This is a genomic window from Ammoniphilus sp. CFH 90114 (assembly GCF_004123195.1).
In the GTDB taxonomy this organism is placed as follows: Bacteria; Bacillota; Bacilli; order Aneurinibacillales; family RAOX-1; genus YIM-78166.
The window spans coordinates 319,841-335,003 of the sequence record NZ_SDLI01000002.1 but is presented as its reverse complement, the minus strand read 5'-3'; the positions used below and the strand labels follow the sequence as shown (position 1 = coordinate 335,003).

General features: G+C 41.4%; 21 protein-coding genes. 6 read left to right on the top strand and 15 right to left on the bottom strand.

Annotated elements, in window-relative coordinates:
• Positions 1 to 701: 701 nt before the first annotated feature.
• From EIZ39_RS06325 to rpmG, 7 genes are all read right to left on the bottom strand, one after another.
• Positions 702 to 1,385: a cytochrome c biogenesis CcdA family protein gene (locus tag EIZ39_RS06325; RefSeq protein ID WP_129198598.1), complete on the bottom strand. Its 684-nt coding sequence runs from the start codon at positions 1,383 to 1,385 to the stop codon at positions 702 to 704.
• Entirely contained in the window at positions 1,382 to 1,882 is a 501-nt protein-coding gene (locus tag EIZ39_RS06320) for a TlpA family protein disulfide reductase (RefSeq protein ID WP_164984935.1), read from the bottom strand. The genes EIZ39_RS06325 and EIZ39_RS06320 overlap by 4 nt, the downstream gene beginning before the upstream one ends.
• A 23-nt stretch (positions 1,883 to 1,905) precedes the next feature.
• Complete coding sequence (locus EIZ39_RS06315; protein ID WP_164984934.1) at positions 1,906 to 2,337, bottom strand: FixH family protein; 432 nt, start codon at positions 2,335 to 2,337, stop codon at positions 1,906 to 1,908.
• Positions 2,338 to 2,459: 122 nt separating this feature from the next.
• Positions 2,460 to 3,341, bottom strand: coding sequence for a TIGR03943 family putative permease subunit (locus tag EIZ39_RS06310; RefSeq protein ID WP_129198592.1), 882 nt, complete (start codon positions 3,339 to 3,341; stop codon positions 2,460 to 2,462).
• An 11-nt stretch (positions 3,342 to 3,352) separates the two neighbouring features.
• Positions 3,353 to 4,315: a permease gene (locus EIZ39_RS06305; protein WP_129199140.1), complete on the bottom strand. Its 963-nt coding sequence runs from the start codon at positions 4,313 to 4,315 to the stop codon at positions 3,353 to 3,355.
• A gap of 198 nt (positions 4,316 to 4,513) precedes the next feature.
• Positions 4,514 to 5,470 carry a CobW family GTP-binding protein gene (locus EIZ39_RS06300; RefSeq protein ID WP_164984933.1) on the bottom strand — a complete coding sequence of 319 codons (957 nt, stop codon included), beginning with the start codon at positions 5,468 to 5,470 and terminating at the stop codon, positions 4,514 to 4,516.
• A gap of 109 nt (positions 5,471 to 5,579) precedes the next feature.
• Positions 5,580 to 5,729 (bottom strand): 50S ribosomal protein L33, encoded by a 150-nt coding sequence (rpmG, locus tag EIZ39_RS06295; protein ID WP_129198588.1) that lies wholly within the window; start codon positions 5,727 to 5,729, stop codon positions 5,580 to 5,582.
• Positions 5,730 to 5,918: 189 nt separating this feature from the next.
• On the opposite strand from rpmG, the gene EIZ39_RS06290 reads away from it, so the two are divergent.
• Together EIZ39_RS06290 and EIZ39_RS06285 are read left to right on the top strand one after the other, a co-directional pair.
• A complete protein-coding gene (locus tag EIZ39_RS06290; RefSeq protein WP_129198586.1) occupies positions 5,919 to 7,091 on the top strand; it encodes an FAD/NAD(P)-binding protein in 1,173 nt (390 codons plus the stop codon).
• A gap of 77 nt (positions 7,092 to 7,168) precedes the next feature.
• Positions 7,169 to 7,417 (top strand): type B 50S ribosomal protein L31, encoded by a 249-nt coding sequence (locus EIZ39_RS06285; RefSeq protein ID WP_129198583.1) that lies wholly within the window; start codon positions 7,169 to 7,171, stop codon positions 7,415 to 7,417.
• A gap of 19 nt (positions 7,418 to 7,436) precedes the next feature.
• Here EIZ39_RS06285 and EIZ39_RS06280 read toward each other — a convergent pair whose 3' ends face one another.
• The 3 genes from EIZ39_RS06280 to EIZ39_RS06270 all read right to left on the bottom strand — a co-directional run bounded on the left by EIZ39_RS06280 (position 7,437) and on the right by EIZ39_RS06270 (position 9,769).
• Positions 7,437 to 7,844: a hypothetical protein gene (locus EIZ39_RS06280; RefSeq protein ID WP_129198580.1), complete on the bottom strand. Its 408-nt coding sequence runs from the start codon at positions 7,842 to 7,844 to the stop codon at positions 7,437 to 7,439.
• 135 nt (positions 7,845 to 7,979) lie between these two features.
• Positions 7,980 to 9,071, bottom strand: coding sequence for a metal ABC transporter substrate-binding protein (locus tag EIZ39_RS06275; RefSeq protein WP_129198578.1), 1,092 nt, complete (start codon positions 9,069 to 9,071; stop codon positions 7,980 to 7,982).
• Between the two features lie 158 nt (positions 9,072 to 9,229).
• Complete coding sequence (locus EIZ39_RS06270) at positions 9,230 to 9,769, bottom strand: VUT family protein (protein WP_129198576.1); 540 nt, start codon at positions 9,767 to 9,769, stop codon at positions 9,230 to 9,232.
• 246 nt (positions 9,770 to 10,015) lie between these two features.
• On the opposite strand from EIZ39_RS06270, the gene EIZ39_RS06265 reads away from it, so the two are divergent.
• The 3 genes from EIZ39_RS06265 (at position 10,016) to EIZ39_RS06255 (ending at position 11,718) form a co-directional block, all read left to right on the top strand.
• Positions 10,016 to 10,168, top strand: a complete 153-nt coding sequence (locus EIZ39_RS06265; RefSeq protein WP_129198574.1) for a BH0509 family protein — start codon at positions 10,016 to 10,018, stop codon at positions 10,166 to 10,168.
• Positions 10,169 to 10,304: 136 nt separating this feature from the next.
• Positions 10,305 to 11,282 (top strand): DMT family transporter, encoded by a 978-nt coding sequence (locus EIZ39_RS06260; RefSeq protein ID WP_129198573.1) that lies wholly within the window; start codon positions 10,305 to 10,307, stop codon positions 11,280 to 11,282.
• A 148-nt stretch (positions 11,283 to 11,430) separates the two neighbouring features.
• Positions 11,431 to 11,718, top strand: coding sequence for a hypothetical protein (locus tag EIZ39_RS06255; RefSeq protein WP_129198571.1), 288 nt, complete (start codon positions 11,431 to 11,433; stop codon positions 11,716 to 11,718).
• A gap of 96 nt (positions 11,719 to 11,814) precedes the next feature.
• Here EIZ39_RS06255 and EIZ39_RS06250 read toward each other — a convergent pair whose 3' ends face one another.
• Positions 11,815 to 12,036: a hypothetical protein gene (locus tag EIZ39_RS06250; RefSeq protein ID WP_129198569.1), complete on the bottom strand. Its 222-nt coding sequence runs from the start codon at positions 12,034 to 12,036 to the stop codon at positions 11,815 to 11,817.
• 190 nt (positions 12,037 to 12,226) lie between these two features.
• Between EIZ39_RS06250 and EIZ39_RS06245 the strand changes: the two genes are divergently transcribed.
• Positions 12,227 to 12,409 (top strand): hypothetical protein, encoded by a 183-nt coding sequence (locus EIZ39_RS06245; protein ID WP_129198567.1) that lies wholly within the window; start codon positions 12,227 to 12,229, stop codon positions 12,407 to 12,409.
• 30 nt (positions 12,410 to 12,439) lie between these two features.
• On the opposite strand, the gene EIZ39_RS06240 is transcribed toward EIZ39_RS06245, so the two are convergent.
• The 4 genes from EIZ39_RS06240 to EIZ39_RS06220 form a co-directional block, all read right to left on the bottom strand.
• Positions 12,440 to 12,667: a DUF5654 family protein gene (locus EIZ39_RS06240; RefSeq protein ID WP_129198565.1), complete on the bottom strand. Its 228-nt coding sequence runs from the start codon at positions 12,665 to 12,667 to the stop codon at positions 12,440 to 12,442.
• Positions 12,668 to 12,737: 70 nt separating this feature from the next.
• On the bottom strand, positions 12,738 to 13,463 hold the full coding sequence (locus EIZ39_RS27500) for a glycine/sarcosine/betaine reductase selenoprotein B family protein (RefSeq protein ID WP_255433878.1): 726 nt from the start codon (positions 13,461 to 13,463) through the stop codon (positions 12,738 to 12,740).
• Positions 13,464 to 13,469: 6 nt separating this feature from the next.
• A complete protein-coding gene (locus EIZ39_RS06225) occupies positions 13,470 to 14,063 on the bottom strand; it encodes a CDP-alcohol phosphatidyltransferase family protein (protein WP_129198559.1) in 594 nt (197 codons plus the stop codon).
• A 20-nt stretch (positions 14,064 to 14,083) separates the two neighbouring features.
• Positions 14,084 to 15,148 (bottom strand): ABC transporter ATP-binding protein, encoded by a 1,065-nt coding sequence (locus EIZ39_RS06220; protein WP_164984931.1) that lies wholly within the window; start codon positions 15,146 to 15,148, stop codon positions 14,084 to 14,086.
• Positions 15,149 to 15,163: the final 15 nt, after the last annotated feature.

Below are 15,163 nucleotides of genomic sequence, written 5' to 3'. Positions count from 1 at the left end.
GTCCATCCGCGATTTCAGGGTATCATTCACGCGCTTTGATGCCCCCAATTTGGTTCATCAGCGATTTCAGGGTGCCATTCACGCGTTTTANGGCACCATTCCCACGCTTTGACGCCCTCAAATTGGTTCATCAGCGATTTTAGGGCACCATTCCGGTGCTTTGATGCCCCCAAATTGGTCCATCCGCGATTTCAGGGTATCATTCACGCGCTTTGATGCCCCCAATTTGGTTCATCAGCGATTTCAGGGTGCCATTCACGCGTTTTAATGCCCCCAAATTGGTCCATCCGCGATTTCAGGGTATCATTCACGCGTTTTGATGCCCCCAAATTAGCTCAACCCCGATTTCAGGGTGTCATTCCCACGTTTTGATGCCCAATTTGGTTCATCAGCGATTTCAGGGTGCCATTCCGACGCTTTGACGCCCTCAAATTAGCTGACTGGGCACGAAACCCGGGCCTGATCCGGCCATAAGGTTCGAGCTTTAATGTCCTGACTCACACCCTGACCTACAATAATCTCCTCAAATAAAAAAGGGTGCCCCCAGGAGTCGGTTATTCCGACCTTTGAGCAACCCTCTTCTTTTTCATAAACAACAAGTAAAGGAAAAACGGCGCGGTTGACCACTCACACATAGATGTACTAAAGATTACGAGTCCCCTACATGATTGGTGAAATAAATAAAAATTCACCTCAGCACACTACATAAATGATAAATAATGGAACTTCCCAAATATCAACAAACATCCAATGATCACAAGCAATAAACCACTACCCCAAGAGAGCCATTGCATATACTTTTTTAAGCGTGATAGCCATTCCATCGCCATCTGACTAAGCAGCCCAATGAACAAGAAAGGAAGACCTAAACCTAGACCATAAGCTAGCAATAGAAGTCCTCCCTCCCACATGGTCTGGGTTTGACTCGCAAGGACTAGGATTGAACTTAACATCGGGCCGATACAAGGCGTCCATCCTAAGCCGAACGCTACACCCATAAGCCCAATACTCCATGTGCTTCGTTTCCCATTAAATAAAGAGTTCAAACGGTACTCTCTATTAAACCAAGTAATGCGAAGCCAGCCTAATAGATGAAATCCAAAGATAACAACAATTAAACCTAACAACTGAGTTAACAGCTTCTGATAAGTAGATAACCATTGACCTACTGTGGAAGCTGACATCCCTAGCAACACAAGCGGCAGGATTAACCCGCCTACAAACACGGCAATACGAAGAAGGTTCTCTCTTCCCTGAGGCTTGCCTTTCTGCCAATCAGATGCCGAAATTCCTGTAATCATAGCAAGATAGCTAGGTATGAGAGGTAGGATGCAAGGAGACACAAAGGACAGAATACCTGCACCAAAAGCTAACATCATATTCATCGTTTCACTTGACTTTCTGCTTTTTGATATTGATCAAGAAGATCTTGTGCACTAGTGATGACAAAGGGAAAGCTTCCGATATGATCGCCTTTCTCATTAAAAAACACAAACGTAGGCGAACCTAACACTCGATATTGATTGGCTAACCGCTTGTCTAAATCTACTCCCCATGGATGGTGTACATTATATTCTTTAAACTTTTCTCTAATTTCCTTTTCTTTACCACTAAACACAATGGTCACAATATGAAAGTCAGGATGTTCTTGCTGAAACTGCTTGATATAAGGAATCGTAAAGGAACAACAGTCACAGGGAACCGCTACAAAGTGCAAAATCGTCTTTCCTTTTCCGATATATTGCTTTAAGTCCATCTCTTGCCCTTGTTCGAGGGAGGTAATAATTAAAGTTTCTTCTTCTGCCAGAGTAGAGAATACGATAAACCCAACTAATCCAACTAACAATACCAGGGGAATCAAAGAAAGAATATTCTTCCTCATGTATCCCTCACCTCCCATCCGCGCTACTTCTGTTCGTCCGCATGGTATCCTTTCATTAACTCCATATGCTTATCACCATCTGCCTGCTGAGTGAACCCTTCCACTTTTCTCTCCACGCCTGCTTCGGTTATCGTCACATGAGCATACCATTCCCCAGCCATGGCTAATGGCAACTCTAATTGGTAGGTTCCTGGATTCACTCTTTTCATCGTTCCTTCTGTTGGATGATTCATCATGTTCATATTCATATACAAATACACTTTTTCAACATCGATGGCCTTCCCATCTTTATCCTTAAGTTCTACAGTATAGAGAGTCTTCTGCCCCGTTGGAACGACTGCTTGAGCTCCGTTAAAACTTACCTCTATATCATTGAGTTTTGTCCCTTGCCCTTGCGAACAAGCCGTCATAAGTAAGACCACTACAGCAACAAGGCTAATCCAAACTTTTCTCATCACCGATTCCATCCTTCCCTAATTGAGTTGAGTTCCTCATCATTTTACACCCGGATGGTTGACGTTTTATATGACTCGACTGGGCTATTTTTAACTAGAGTGTGTCAAAAAAATGAACACCTTTAAGGATAAATGTAAGGATCGCTTGGTCGCTCTACAGTCTGCCATTTGTTTACTTTAATTACCGGCATCTCAAATTCTCCATAAGTTGCTGTATCAATCACCCCTCGCACTTTTATCCAGGAGTCTTGCGTCAAGATAGGGGCATCCTCCATTTGTGCAAGCAAGCCTACTACGCTTGCGTCAGCCACACAGTGCGTGATAAGAAATCGGGCTACAACCAGCTCGTCTTCTTTCATTTGTTCCTCTTTATAGACAAAGCCGGTCATTTCAATGGATTTACCTTTAAACTTTTCTGGATATAGAAAAATAGAATCTGCATAAGCAGCAAATTTTTTTCCCTCTAGTTTGATTTCATTCATCTCCATAACTTCATTGACCGTTTCCTCATAAATCTCATCTAAGTAGGAGAGATTGTTCTGGTTTGATGCATGATGCACCTCTTCGATTGGTGAAGCAGGCAATTCCTCATGAACCGAAGGTTGGTCTTTAATGGGAGTTGGTTTTATAGGTGTAATTAAGACCCCCTTTTTGGCCGCCATTGCTGCATCAAGCGTCTTCGCTGGAAAGAGAAATCCTGTGAGTAGAGGCAAAAGAATAATTGCGTAACTTACTCCTGTTCGAACATTCCACTTTGTTGGGTCTCCGTGATCATGAGTGCATCCGTCATGACACTCATGATCCTCCCTCTTTTCTCCCAACCACAAGTTCTTTATCTGGATAAAAAAAAGAAAGAGAAAGATTAGAGAAGCGATTTTACTTAAGCCTGAATATTTCATATTGATATATTTACTCATCTCCCCTGTATGGTGGAGCATGAAGATAAGACCTGAAAAACTAAGTAGAATGATCGCTCTTAACAGTTGTTGAGAAAATGAAATCATACTTTTCCTCCTTATACCCACAATTGAATCAACATAATGCTTGCGAACACAACGATCGAAATCAGTGAGCAAAGCACAATAACAAAACGTGCCCGGAAGACAGCGTGCATCATGATCATATTTTTTAGATCAAGCATGGGGCCATAAACAAGAAACCCTAATAAAGCCGATGGCGTAAACAAATTTCGGAAGGAAGCAGCAATAAACGCATCGGCTTCTGAACAAAGGGACAACAGAAAAGCTAGAGCCATCATAACAAGAGTGGATAGGATAACACCCTCTCCAAGCTTCATTAACCAAACAGACGAAACATAAGTTTGAACAAACGCAGCAAAGAAAGCTCCCAATATAAGGTATTTACCCATATCAAAAAACTCGTCGATAGAATGCTTAAACATTTGTTCAATTCTCTTGGACAAAGGCTGGGTGCCATGTTGAATAGAGCTAGAGCTTTGCACCTGACCAGATTGCATCGTCTTTTTTAGCTGATTGCCCTTAAAGATCAAACTAATGATCGATGCAACCACGAGGGCGACAGTAAATCCAAGAAGCATTCGCATACCGGCCATCTGACCATCATTTCCAAAAGCCATATAGGTAGATAAAATGACAATGGGGTTAATAATGGGTCCTGTCAGTAAAAATCCTACTCCTGCATACACAGGAACTCCTTTAGCAATCAAACGACGTACAATGGGTACAATCCCACATTCACATGCCGGAAATAATCCGCCCAACACACAGCTCATGAATACGGCCAAAAAGCGATTTTTTGGCATCCATTTTTGAATATGATCTTCCGTTACAAATATCTGTATCATACCAGCTATCAGCACACCAATTAGAACAAAAGGAATCGCTTCAATTAGAATGCTTAAGAAAATGGTATTTAAATTCAAAACAGAGGGTGGAATAAAGGAATCCTCCTCAAACGATATCCCCAAAAGGTTCCCTCCGGATAACACCATAAACATCACAGTTGCAAGAATAACTACTCCAGTTAACTCAAAGAAAAAAGAACGAATCGTATGCACCCTCTACTTCCTCCATCCACATCATATACCTAATCTATATGCGGACAAGTCTATAATATTGACATAATCAGAAATGATTCTGTTTCTCAAAAATAAAGAGACCTCAAATCAATGAGGTCTCTTAAAAAAGCTATTCCATTAATATCTATATTGATCTACAGAGCGTAGCTGTTGCAATTCTCGTAACTCTTTTTCCATACGCTCATGCTCCAAGTCCTCTCCAATTATCACGATTACAGGTTGAATGGGTCTTTCCGATTGGAAAGGCACAAACATGGATTCCCCGTACGCGAATTGGTAGGAGAAAAGTCCAGGTGATTCAGTCAATTGGAGAAAACCTTTCCCTCTATATATCGTACCCGGTAGATTTTTCATCCAAGATTCAAAACGGAGGCGATCTACCGGCCCTTCTAGCTCTCTAGAAAATGTACGTAAATGTAGAGAGTGTTGAACATGTGCCGGCGTATACCCGTCAACCGTTTTTCCTTTATGGCTAACTCCCTGAAGGAAGTTGGGATCTACTGAAGCGTATTGCGTTGGTAATATGTAAGCTTTCGGATTAAGAGTTGCCACATCCTTTTCAATACCCTGCCACCCCGATGGGTCTACTTTATCTATTTTATTAATGATCAGCACATCAGCATATTTCACCTGGTCTTCAATTAGCTTTGTTACCTTTGGTTTAAGAGTTGCCCGTTCGCTCCACTGCTTCGCATCAACCATAGAAATAACCGCTTGTATATGGACCTTATAGGAAAATGTTGGATGTGAACAAGCATGGATAATCTCCATCGGATGAGCTGCCCCTGTTGCTTCGATATAAATAGAATCCAGTTCATACTCTCCGAGCATCTGGGATAGCTGTAAAGACAACTCACCTTGAATACTGCAGCAAATACAACCACCCAGTAACTCCTTTAGAGGAGCGTCACCTGGAACAATGGAAGAATCAATACTAATCTCTCCCAATTCATTCATTATCACTCCGACTTTGTTGCCCTGGGCTTTCTCATTGGCGAGAAGCCTTGCTAGGAGTGTACTTTTTCCACTCCCAAGGAACCCAGTTAGTATATATACGTTCACCTTTGATTTCATTGCAAGATTCATCCTTTTTTCTGTCCATCCTATCGGTAATACGGGAGAAATGCAAGAACTCTGTACATGCAAAAACTCCGCTTTACTGATCGCGGAGTCTCTTCATTAATTAGCGAGTTTCTTTATGAATCGTATACTTGTTTAATCTTGGACAAAACTTGCGAAGCTCCATACGATCAGGGTGCTTTCTTTTATTCTTCGTAGTTGTATAATTGCGATCTCCACATTCTGTACAAGCTAGGGTAACCGTTACGCGCATCTTCTTTTCCTCCTTGATTTTACTTAAATCAAAATGATTTCGATTTGATGTTTTTTTATGGTACTATAAGCGTAAGACTAAGTCAACCAATAATGTAGAAGAAATAACAGTTGATTAAAAGAAAGTGAATTGAGTATATTTATCTTTAAAAATAATAATTGTTACGTATTACCATAAGGAGTTGAAACAATGCTAGATTGGTTAATCATCGGTGGGGGAATACAAGGATGTACTTTGGCTACTTATCTCCTGCGTCATAAGAAAACGAGCATACAGCAGTTAGGAATTATCGATCCTCATCAAAACCCACTTCATAAGTGGATCCAAAATACTTCTATTTTGGAAATGCCTTTTCTTCGTTCTCCTTCCATACATCATCTTGACGTAGAGCCCTTTGCTCTTGAGAGATATGCCAAAAAGGAAAGAAGTCGTTTCGCTGCAGCCTTCACCTTACCCTATGACCGACCCTCGCTTGAACTCTTCAATGAGCACTCTAGAGACGTCCTTGGAGAATTAGAGATACCATCTGCATGGATCAAGGGAAAAGCTGCTGGAATGATCCGTAAGAAAGATTACTGGTGTGTAGTATTAGACAATGGAAAGGAAATCGAAAGTAAGCATGTTGTCCTTGCCATGGGTTTAAGTGAGCATCCTCATTGGCCTGAATGGGCGACTAAAGCGAAGGATGATGGTGGTCAGGTGTATCATATATTTAGTAAGGCTCCTACCGACTTTACATCCCTTACACCACCCATCGTCCTTGTTGGGGGTGGAATTAGTGCTGCGCATACCGCCATACGATTATGCAAGCTGTATCCGGGCCAAATAACGCTAGTAACAAGACATGAACTCCGCATCCACCAATTTGATTCTGATCCTGCCTGGCTAGGTCCGAAGAATATGAATCCCTATCGCACAATTAAGGACTTTCAGAAACGAAGACAGATGATTCTGTCTGCTCGACATCGGGGCTCCATGCCTACTGAGCTTTACTTAGCTCTTATGAAGGAGCAAAAATTAGGGAATCTATCTATCTTAACGAATCAAGTAGAAAACACTCAAATCCTTGGAGGGCAGGTTTTATTTCAATTTACAGACCAATCCGAAGTCTTGGCTGGTTCTGTCATGTTAGCTACAGGTTTTCACACTTCTCCGCCGGGGATGGATTGGCTAGAACCTACTCTGCGTGAACAAAATATGCGCTGCGGCGTTTGTGGCTATCCTATAGTTTCATCCGTAAACCTAGAATGGACAGATGGACTTTTTGTCATGGGGCCGCTAGCCGAACTAGAAATAGGGCCGGTTTCACGGAATATCGCTGGAGCAAGACGAGCAGCCGAACGTATTTTACAAGCTACATAACAATTTATTCTTTTGTTAAATCGGAATAATTATGATATAATTTAAATTAGAAATCATTCTAAAGGAGATGTTACTACATGAAAAAAGGAATCCATCCGAAATTTCAACCCGTTGTATTCTGGGACATTACATCAGATTACAAATTCCTAAGTGCATCAACCAAACATTCCAACGAAACGATTCAATGGGAAGATGGCCATACCTACCCTCTCATTAAAGTGGAGATTAGCTCTGCTTCTCATCCTTTCTACACCGGAAAGCAAAAGACCATCGACACAGGTGGAAGAGTAAGCAAGTTTATGGAAAGGTATAAACTTAAGAAATAAAAAAAGCTGTCTGACCTCGTCAGACAGCTTTTTCATCATATGACTCTAAGAAACGGTTGATTGTCCGCCTTAACCAAGGTCCTAACTCCCGAGAATTCCTGAAGATCCTTTCCTCGTAGCCCCATGGTTCTCGATTGCTATTGTACATAATCAACGTTAATTTTGGCGTTATTTCTTCAAAATAAATATGAAATTCAACCCCATCTATTCGGGAGGCCGTCACTTCGTATCCATAACACTGCGGGATCTTCTTTACGTTCACCAGATGTAAATCTATGAATAATTCCTCTAAGGCCTTCCACCCCTCTTCTTTCGGAAGAGAGATCGTATTTTGGATATGTTGCAAAAGTTGACTTGTTGTAATCCCCTTTTCTTTCACTTGTTCATACAGATTTCCCATTTCCCTCAAAAAAAGAGCCTTACTCACCCTAGTCCCTCCTCGCTTTCCTTACATGATACTCATGTAGTTAAAACGAAATTATTACTATTTGTTAATTATACTGTTCAACTTCACTCTAGTCAAAACAAAAAAACTAGCCTCTAACGAGACTAGTTTTTAGCATTATTTCTTATACTCTAAAGCTTGCTTCAAGGTTTCTATGTTATCCTTCATGACACTGAAGTAATTCTTTCCTTGGGATAATTCTTCTTGTGTTAGATTTTCAAGGGTATTAAGGGTTAGAGCTTCGGCGCCCACCTCATGTTTCACAACCTCAGCTACTTTTCCTGATACAAGAGAGTCAAATAAAATATTTTTGATTTCATGCTCTCTAGCTTCATCAATAATGTTCTTTAATTGTTGCTGAGACGGCTCATTAGAAGGACTTAAGCCAGAAATCGCAATTTGTTTCAACCCATAAGCATGAGTGAGATAACCGAACGCTGCATGGGAAACTACAATTTCCTTATGGTGGGAATGAGCAACTAAATCCTTAAAAGCAGCATCCAGTTCATCGAATTGTGTGTTTAATGTTTGGAAATTCCCTTCATAATACTCTTTGTTAGCTGGGTCCGCTTTTATCAATGCATCTTTAATAAGCTCCGCTTGTTTCTTTGCTTTTAATGGATCAAGCCAGATGTGCGGATCAAATTCTCCGTGGTCATGATCTCCTTCACTGGCATGCTCTTCATGTCCGTGATCTTCCTCTTTCGCATGCTCTTCATGTCCATGTTCTTCCGCTTTCGCATGCTCTTCATGTCCATGATCCTCCGCTTTCGCGTGCTCTTCATGTCCATGGTTTTCATCATGATCTACTGCTCTTACTAATTCGATATCCTTGCTAGCATCTACGACAATTAAGTCTTTATTCTCTAGCGATTGAAGAGCTTTATCAGTCCATCCTTCAAAGCCAGCACCGTTATAGATAAAAACATTCGCCTCATTAAGTTTAATCATATCCTTAGCGGTTGGCTCGAAATCATGTGGCTCTACTCCTGCGGGGACAATATTTTCTATGATCGCTTTGTCCCCTGCAATGCTTTGAGCGAAATCGGTTAGAGCAAACAATGTGGTGTACACCTTAATCTTACTATCTACTACCGGCTCCGTATTCGCTAATGTGCTTTCCTCCGGTTTCGTTGCTGTTCCACATGCAGATAATAACATCCCTAATGAAAATAGGACTGTAAACAATCCAAGAAATGGTCTTTTCATTAGTGACAACCCCCCTTCTCCATTAACGCTTCCACTAAAACGGAAATCTTATTATTTACGAACCTAATACTACTACACTTATCCCAGATGGTCAACCCGCTTAATCGTGTTAATGTATTTTTTTTCCTTTACATGAAAAGACACCCATATAGGGTGTCTTAAACAGAAGATGGCTGATTCAGCGTTTTCTTTTCTATGCCCTTAATGACGATTACCCCTAATCCCTGCAGTAGGAACTTAGCAAGAATTTGACCTAATATGGCTAAAGGTACCATCTCCCAAGTTAAGAAACCAGCACCTAAAGGTGAAAGTCCGATAATGACAAATAGTACACTATCTAAAAACCCCCCGACCAAACCGCTGTACAAAACTCTCATACTAAAGGGAAGCTTGAGACGGGAATAAATCTCTGTATCCGTCGTTTCGGACACTAGAAAGGCAATGGCTGAGGCTAAGACAATAATTAAGGTATCCCCTAGAAGATAAGAGCTTAGGGCGGATAGCATTAAAGCAAAGGAAATGATCGCGTACGTTTTTGCCCTACCATGCTGTTTCTGTACGTAGTCACGCAAGATAAAGGTCAAGCCAACAATTAAACTGCCTGCCGGAATGATAAGGGCCCCAAGATGAAAGGGCATGACAGCCGCTGTAACTACATTTGCCGTCACAATGGAAAGTAAATAAAATAAAATGCTCATGTTTCATCACCTATCTTATTCTTATGAAGTGCAATAAGAAGACCATGCTCTTCTTTATTTTTTCTCCTATAACAGAAGACCGATTTAAAATAATATCATGAAACTTACAAATCGTAAACTTCTTCTTTTAGGAAATGGTCCTATAGACCATCTTCTTAGTTTAAAAAATTTTTAGCAACTTTCCATTGTTATACAATATAATATTATTAAGTAAACTGTATTATAACAATATGGGGAGGTATTCATATGTTATCTAGAGAAGAAAGAAAAAACATGATTAATTTTATTGTGAATCTGTATGGAGTTGGAGCAGATGACTTTATTTATATGACAGATACAGACGTTGAGGGTATGTATGAAAAGGTGTATTACGAAGTGGAACTGCAAAGGGATATCTAAGCTGTAGGTCAATCAGACCTACAGTTTTTCTTTAAATTGGAGGTTAAGAATTAGCAGAAAGAAACCATTTCAATTAATTGCCATATGCGATATATTAGACTAAAGAATTTCATTTTGTCAGAGTTTGAGGTGTGTTATGCGCTCTATCTTGTTAGGAGTCAGTGCTGCTTTCTTTTTTGCCTTCACCTTCGTCTTAAATCGATCCATGGATCTTTCTGGAGGAAGTTGGATGTGGACCGCTTCCCTTCGATTTATTTTCATGGTACCTTTACTTGGAGCCCTCGTCCTGTTGCGAGGCAAGTTTCGTACTCTTATTCAAGAGATGCGCAAAAATCCAAAAGCATGGTTACTGTGGAGTTTCCTTGGATTTGGATTATTTTATGCACCCCTTTGTATTGCAGCGGCTTATGGACCAGGATGGCTTATTGCAGGCACTTGGCAAATAACGATTATTTCGGGATCTTTACTTGTACCTCTATTTTATGAGACCATCCATACCTCTGGAGGTACAATAAAGAGAAGAGGAATCATTCCGTGGAAGGGACTATCCATGTCCTTATTAATCCTTGCCGGGATCATTCTTATGCAGATCCAACACGCCCAGAACGTATCAGTTGCCGAAGTGCTAATGGTGCTCATCCCTGTACTTATAGCTTCCTTTGCCTATCCGCTTGGTAACCGCAAAATGATGGAGGTTTGTGAAGGACGATTAGATGCCTTCGAAAGAGTATTAGGTATGACCATAGCCAGTCTACCTATATGGATCCTTCTAGCAGTTATTGCTTTCGTTGATACAGGAATGCCAAGCTCGAGCCAAACTTTTCAATCGTTTGTTGTTGCCCTTGCTTCCGGTGTCATTGCTACCGTTCTCTTTTTCAAAGCGACAGACATGGTCAAGGGTGATATGCAGCGTCTAGCTTCTGTAGAAGCTACTCAGTCGCTTGCCGTTGTCTTTACGCTTATTGGGGAGATCTCTATTCTTTCTGGAGCCCTGCCCCCTCTTCTTTCTTGGATAGGCGTGCTTCTCGTAGTCATTGGTATGGTCCTGCATAGCTACAATTCCCGTCGGAAGAGCAACAGTACTAAAAATCAAAAACAAACAGTCAGCGCCTGAAATTACAGGGCAAGTTTCTATCTTTACCATAGGAACTTGCCCTTTTACTATTGTCTCCTAAAATAGATATCTACCTAACACCAACCCTCTGCTTCTTCATAAAATAAACTAGTGTTACAATACTTCATGGTAGAAAGGGGGTTTTAACATGTCGTTTTCACTGGGAGGTTTAATGCTTTATGCCATGTGGGCTGTGTTAGGAGTCATGATGGTTGATTTTATCGTAGCAAGCTATCGTGCCTTGAAAAGAAAGTACTTTTCCGCTGACATTATCCTTGAGTACCTCAAAGACTTTGTTTTTTATATTTTTCCTCTCTTTCTTATTGCCAACATGACGGGTCTTGATCCCACGGGATGGATTCTGCTCATTGCCTATTTTGGTGCTAGTTTAGCGGTGTTGGTCAGGTATCTATCTGCTATAAAGAGGAAATTGTAGATTCAATGTAAGAAAAACGCCTCGGAGTTTTCCGAGGCGTTTTTCTAAAGTAGTTATGTATATGTAAAGCGAACTTAGATTCCTGCAATTTACTTACTAACCGGCAATAAACAAATAAATGTATAGAACAAGAAAGCTTGTATACAAGTACTTTGTAAAAGTCGGTGCCTCTTTATCCATCCACTTTCTAAAAACCATAATACCAAATCCCGCCGTAACAAGAAGGAATCCAATGACGTCTGGCAATCCAGAATACCTTAAAATAATTCCTGCAATAACGAGGATCAAGGGAAGCAAATTCAAAACTAATGGTGACATGTAATTATCCTTTCAACATTTCATTTGAGCCCATTATAGCATGTTTCAAACTCATCTCATAATTGTTTGATCTTATGATCGGCTTTTTTTACTCCAACAAAATGTACTCTTACTTACAGACTTCTACCCATTCTTCGAATGATCAAGCTTCATACATTACTAATAGATTCATAGAGAGGAGGGAATTCTAATGAATAGACTCTGGTCTTACGTGGGGGGTTTAGTAGCTGGATTAGCTATTTCCTCAACTACCTTCACAGGTACTTTCTTGTCTGACTTAAATCCATTTTTTGAAGTTGTATCAATAGTCGCGATCCTCGTTTTTTCTGGTGCACTTGTTTGGGAAGGAATCAAAGGCTTAATGAACAACTAATTTAGACTCCTGATTCATCAGGAGTCTTTTCTATTCATCATCTTGCTTTTGCCTCAACCCTGCGAAAAGACTAGTAATAAGAACTGCAATAATTGTAACTGTAATAGCATAAAAAAATTTAGCCTTCACCGTATCAGAAGGGAATAAAAACCACCTATCAAATAAGGATTGAACAGCTTCATTCCATGCAAGTGCAGCAATAACACCGAAACCTGCAGTAAATAGCGTTATGATTTGTTCCATTATTTTTTTGCTCATGTACAAGACACCTCATGAACAAGGTATGACAGAACCATCCTGAAAATGAATAATTGTAGTCAAAATATGGTCAATCACGTTTCCAACGATAGGGAAGTTCGACGATACTCTCCGGTTCCCCAACGACTGCGAAGTCTAACAAATCCTTCAGTATTCTAGCTTGTATCTCACTCCCGCCCGCTCCTCCAAATGATCTTCCAAGTGGAAAACGCAAATACAAGGATCTTGGGGCCCTCACCTTCTTCGTTACATTCGGCAGATGGCTAATCGCTGCTGTTCGAATGCCTCGGCTCTCGATCTCTCTTTGAATCAATCCCACGGATTGATGGCAAATATATCAGCCAGGTGAGAGAAGCACAATGTCTACTCCATCCTCTACCAACTGTTGGGCAACTTGAGGTGCGGTTTCATCTATAAGTAACTCTGTCTTAGGGATATATCCCATCAAACCAAAGTGATGTGTAGCTGTACTCCCAATGGTCCCCGACTCGACAAGTTCGTGTAACCTATCAAGTGGAAATACGCAGTTGATATCTTGATCAGCATCCGAGCGATCATAATGGGTATGGCTAATAACCAAATCCTCTTTTGTCGTAGCATCGGGAATGATTCGATAACTGTGATCTCCTGCTTCGACGTCAAATCTAGGCTGACTTCTAAGATGCACCCCAGCAGTTGTGACTAAAGCTACTCTTGCTTGAGAAAGATCCTTGTTCCATTCAGCTATCGGCGGTGGCGTTGTGACGGAGTGGACCATCTTTTCCGCCACTTTTCCAATGATTTTCTGCTTCCACATGAACCCCTATTCCTCCTCTCTAAGTATTCTACGAGCTTCAAACATACGTTGAAGGGCCGTAAAGACCTCCACAGCCAAAAACAACCCCGTTGACCACAATAACCAGGCTGGAAACAAGATCATGACGGTAAAGAGAATAAAGCCTTCTGTTCGTTCTGCTAGACCCGCTTGATAGTAGAATGACTTAATTCCCTTCTTTTCCGAGAGCGCCCCCACCGTAAGAAAGACCGTCATTGAAAAAACAATTGAAGCAGTAAGAAGTAACAGCAGAAACTGAGCTTGGGGAAAACGGGCAGCAAGTCCGACAATTACAGATAGTTCTACGATTCTATCAAACGTAATATCCATAACCGTTCCCCATGCCGATGTCTTTTTACTCGATCGTGCCATGGAACCATCGACAGCATCTAAGAAACCGGATAACCATAGGAATACAATCGCCCAGATCGGTTGCTCAAAATAAATCAATGGGCCCGTAAGTATTCCTAGCAGAAAGGCTATCCACGTCACTTGATTAGCGCTTAATCCCATCCTCAGTAAGACTCGCCCTGTAGACGAAATATATGGTTCTACGTACTTTCTTGCATGTGTATCAAGCATGGCTCCACCCTCCTTTCATGTCACCTTAGAGGAATAAAATGCAATCCGGACTTTCTATACCTAATCGTTACGGCTCGACCAGGTACCCATGAAGGGTCAGGCTCATGACCTAAATTCATCACTTCAAGGGTATGACCACCCATCTGTACTTCAAGTAAGGTGACGCTACCTACATAAGTTATCTGAGATAAAACCCCTGTCATAATCCCTTCATTTACTGAATCATTCGGATCTTGATGCAGCGTGGCGGATAGAACTTCAGGCCGTAGAACCAACCACCCTTCTTGATCAGTGTCCTCCGTTGGTAACTCGAGCTTTAAGCCATCCGCAAGAAACCACTTTCCCGTTCTTTTCCCTTTCAAAATATTACGTATTCCCAAGAATTGCGCGACGTCAGGATGGTTTGTTTGTTTGTATAACTCGGCTGGTGTTCCCACCTGCAAAATCGTTCCTTCTTTCATCACACCGATACGATCCCCTAATACAAAGGCTTCCTCCCGGTCGTGTGTCACCATAACAACGGTAACCTTGTATTCTCTTTGCATACGTTTTACGAGTTGTCTCATCCCGTTGCGCAGTTCCGGATCTAGGGCACTAAAGGGTTCATCCAAGAGGAGTACCCTGGGATGGGTAACCAAAGCTCGAGCGAGGGAAACTCGTTGCTGCTGACCACCGCTAAGCTCCGTCGGGATTCGGCTCTCAAAACCTGTTAGCTCTACTTGATACAGAATTTCTCGGGCTTTCTTTAACCGCTCTTTCTTTGGCATGCCTTGCATCTTTAATCCAAAAGCTACATTTTGTTCTACGTTCATATGAGGAAAGAGCAAAGCATGCTGAAACACCATACCCAGTCCCCGTCTCTCCGCTGGTATCCCCACTACGGTTTGCCCATTAATCTCAATGCCCCCTAAATCAGGTTCAAGCAACCCTGCAATCAGTCTTAGCAGGGTTGTTTTTCCGCAACCAGAAGGTCCGACCAGGACAAAAAATTCTCCTTCTCTAATACACAATTCTTTTATTGTAAGTAAAAATTGATTTTTAGTGTCGTATGTTTTCTTGATGTCTGTTATACGGATCGAGGCCATTAGCTCCTGTCCTTT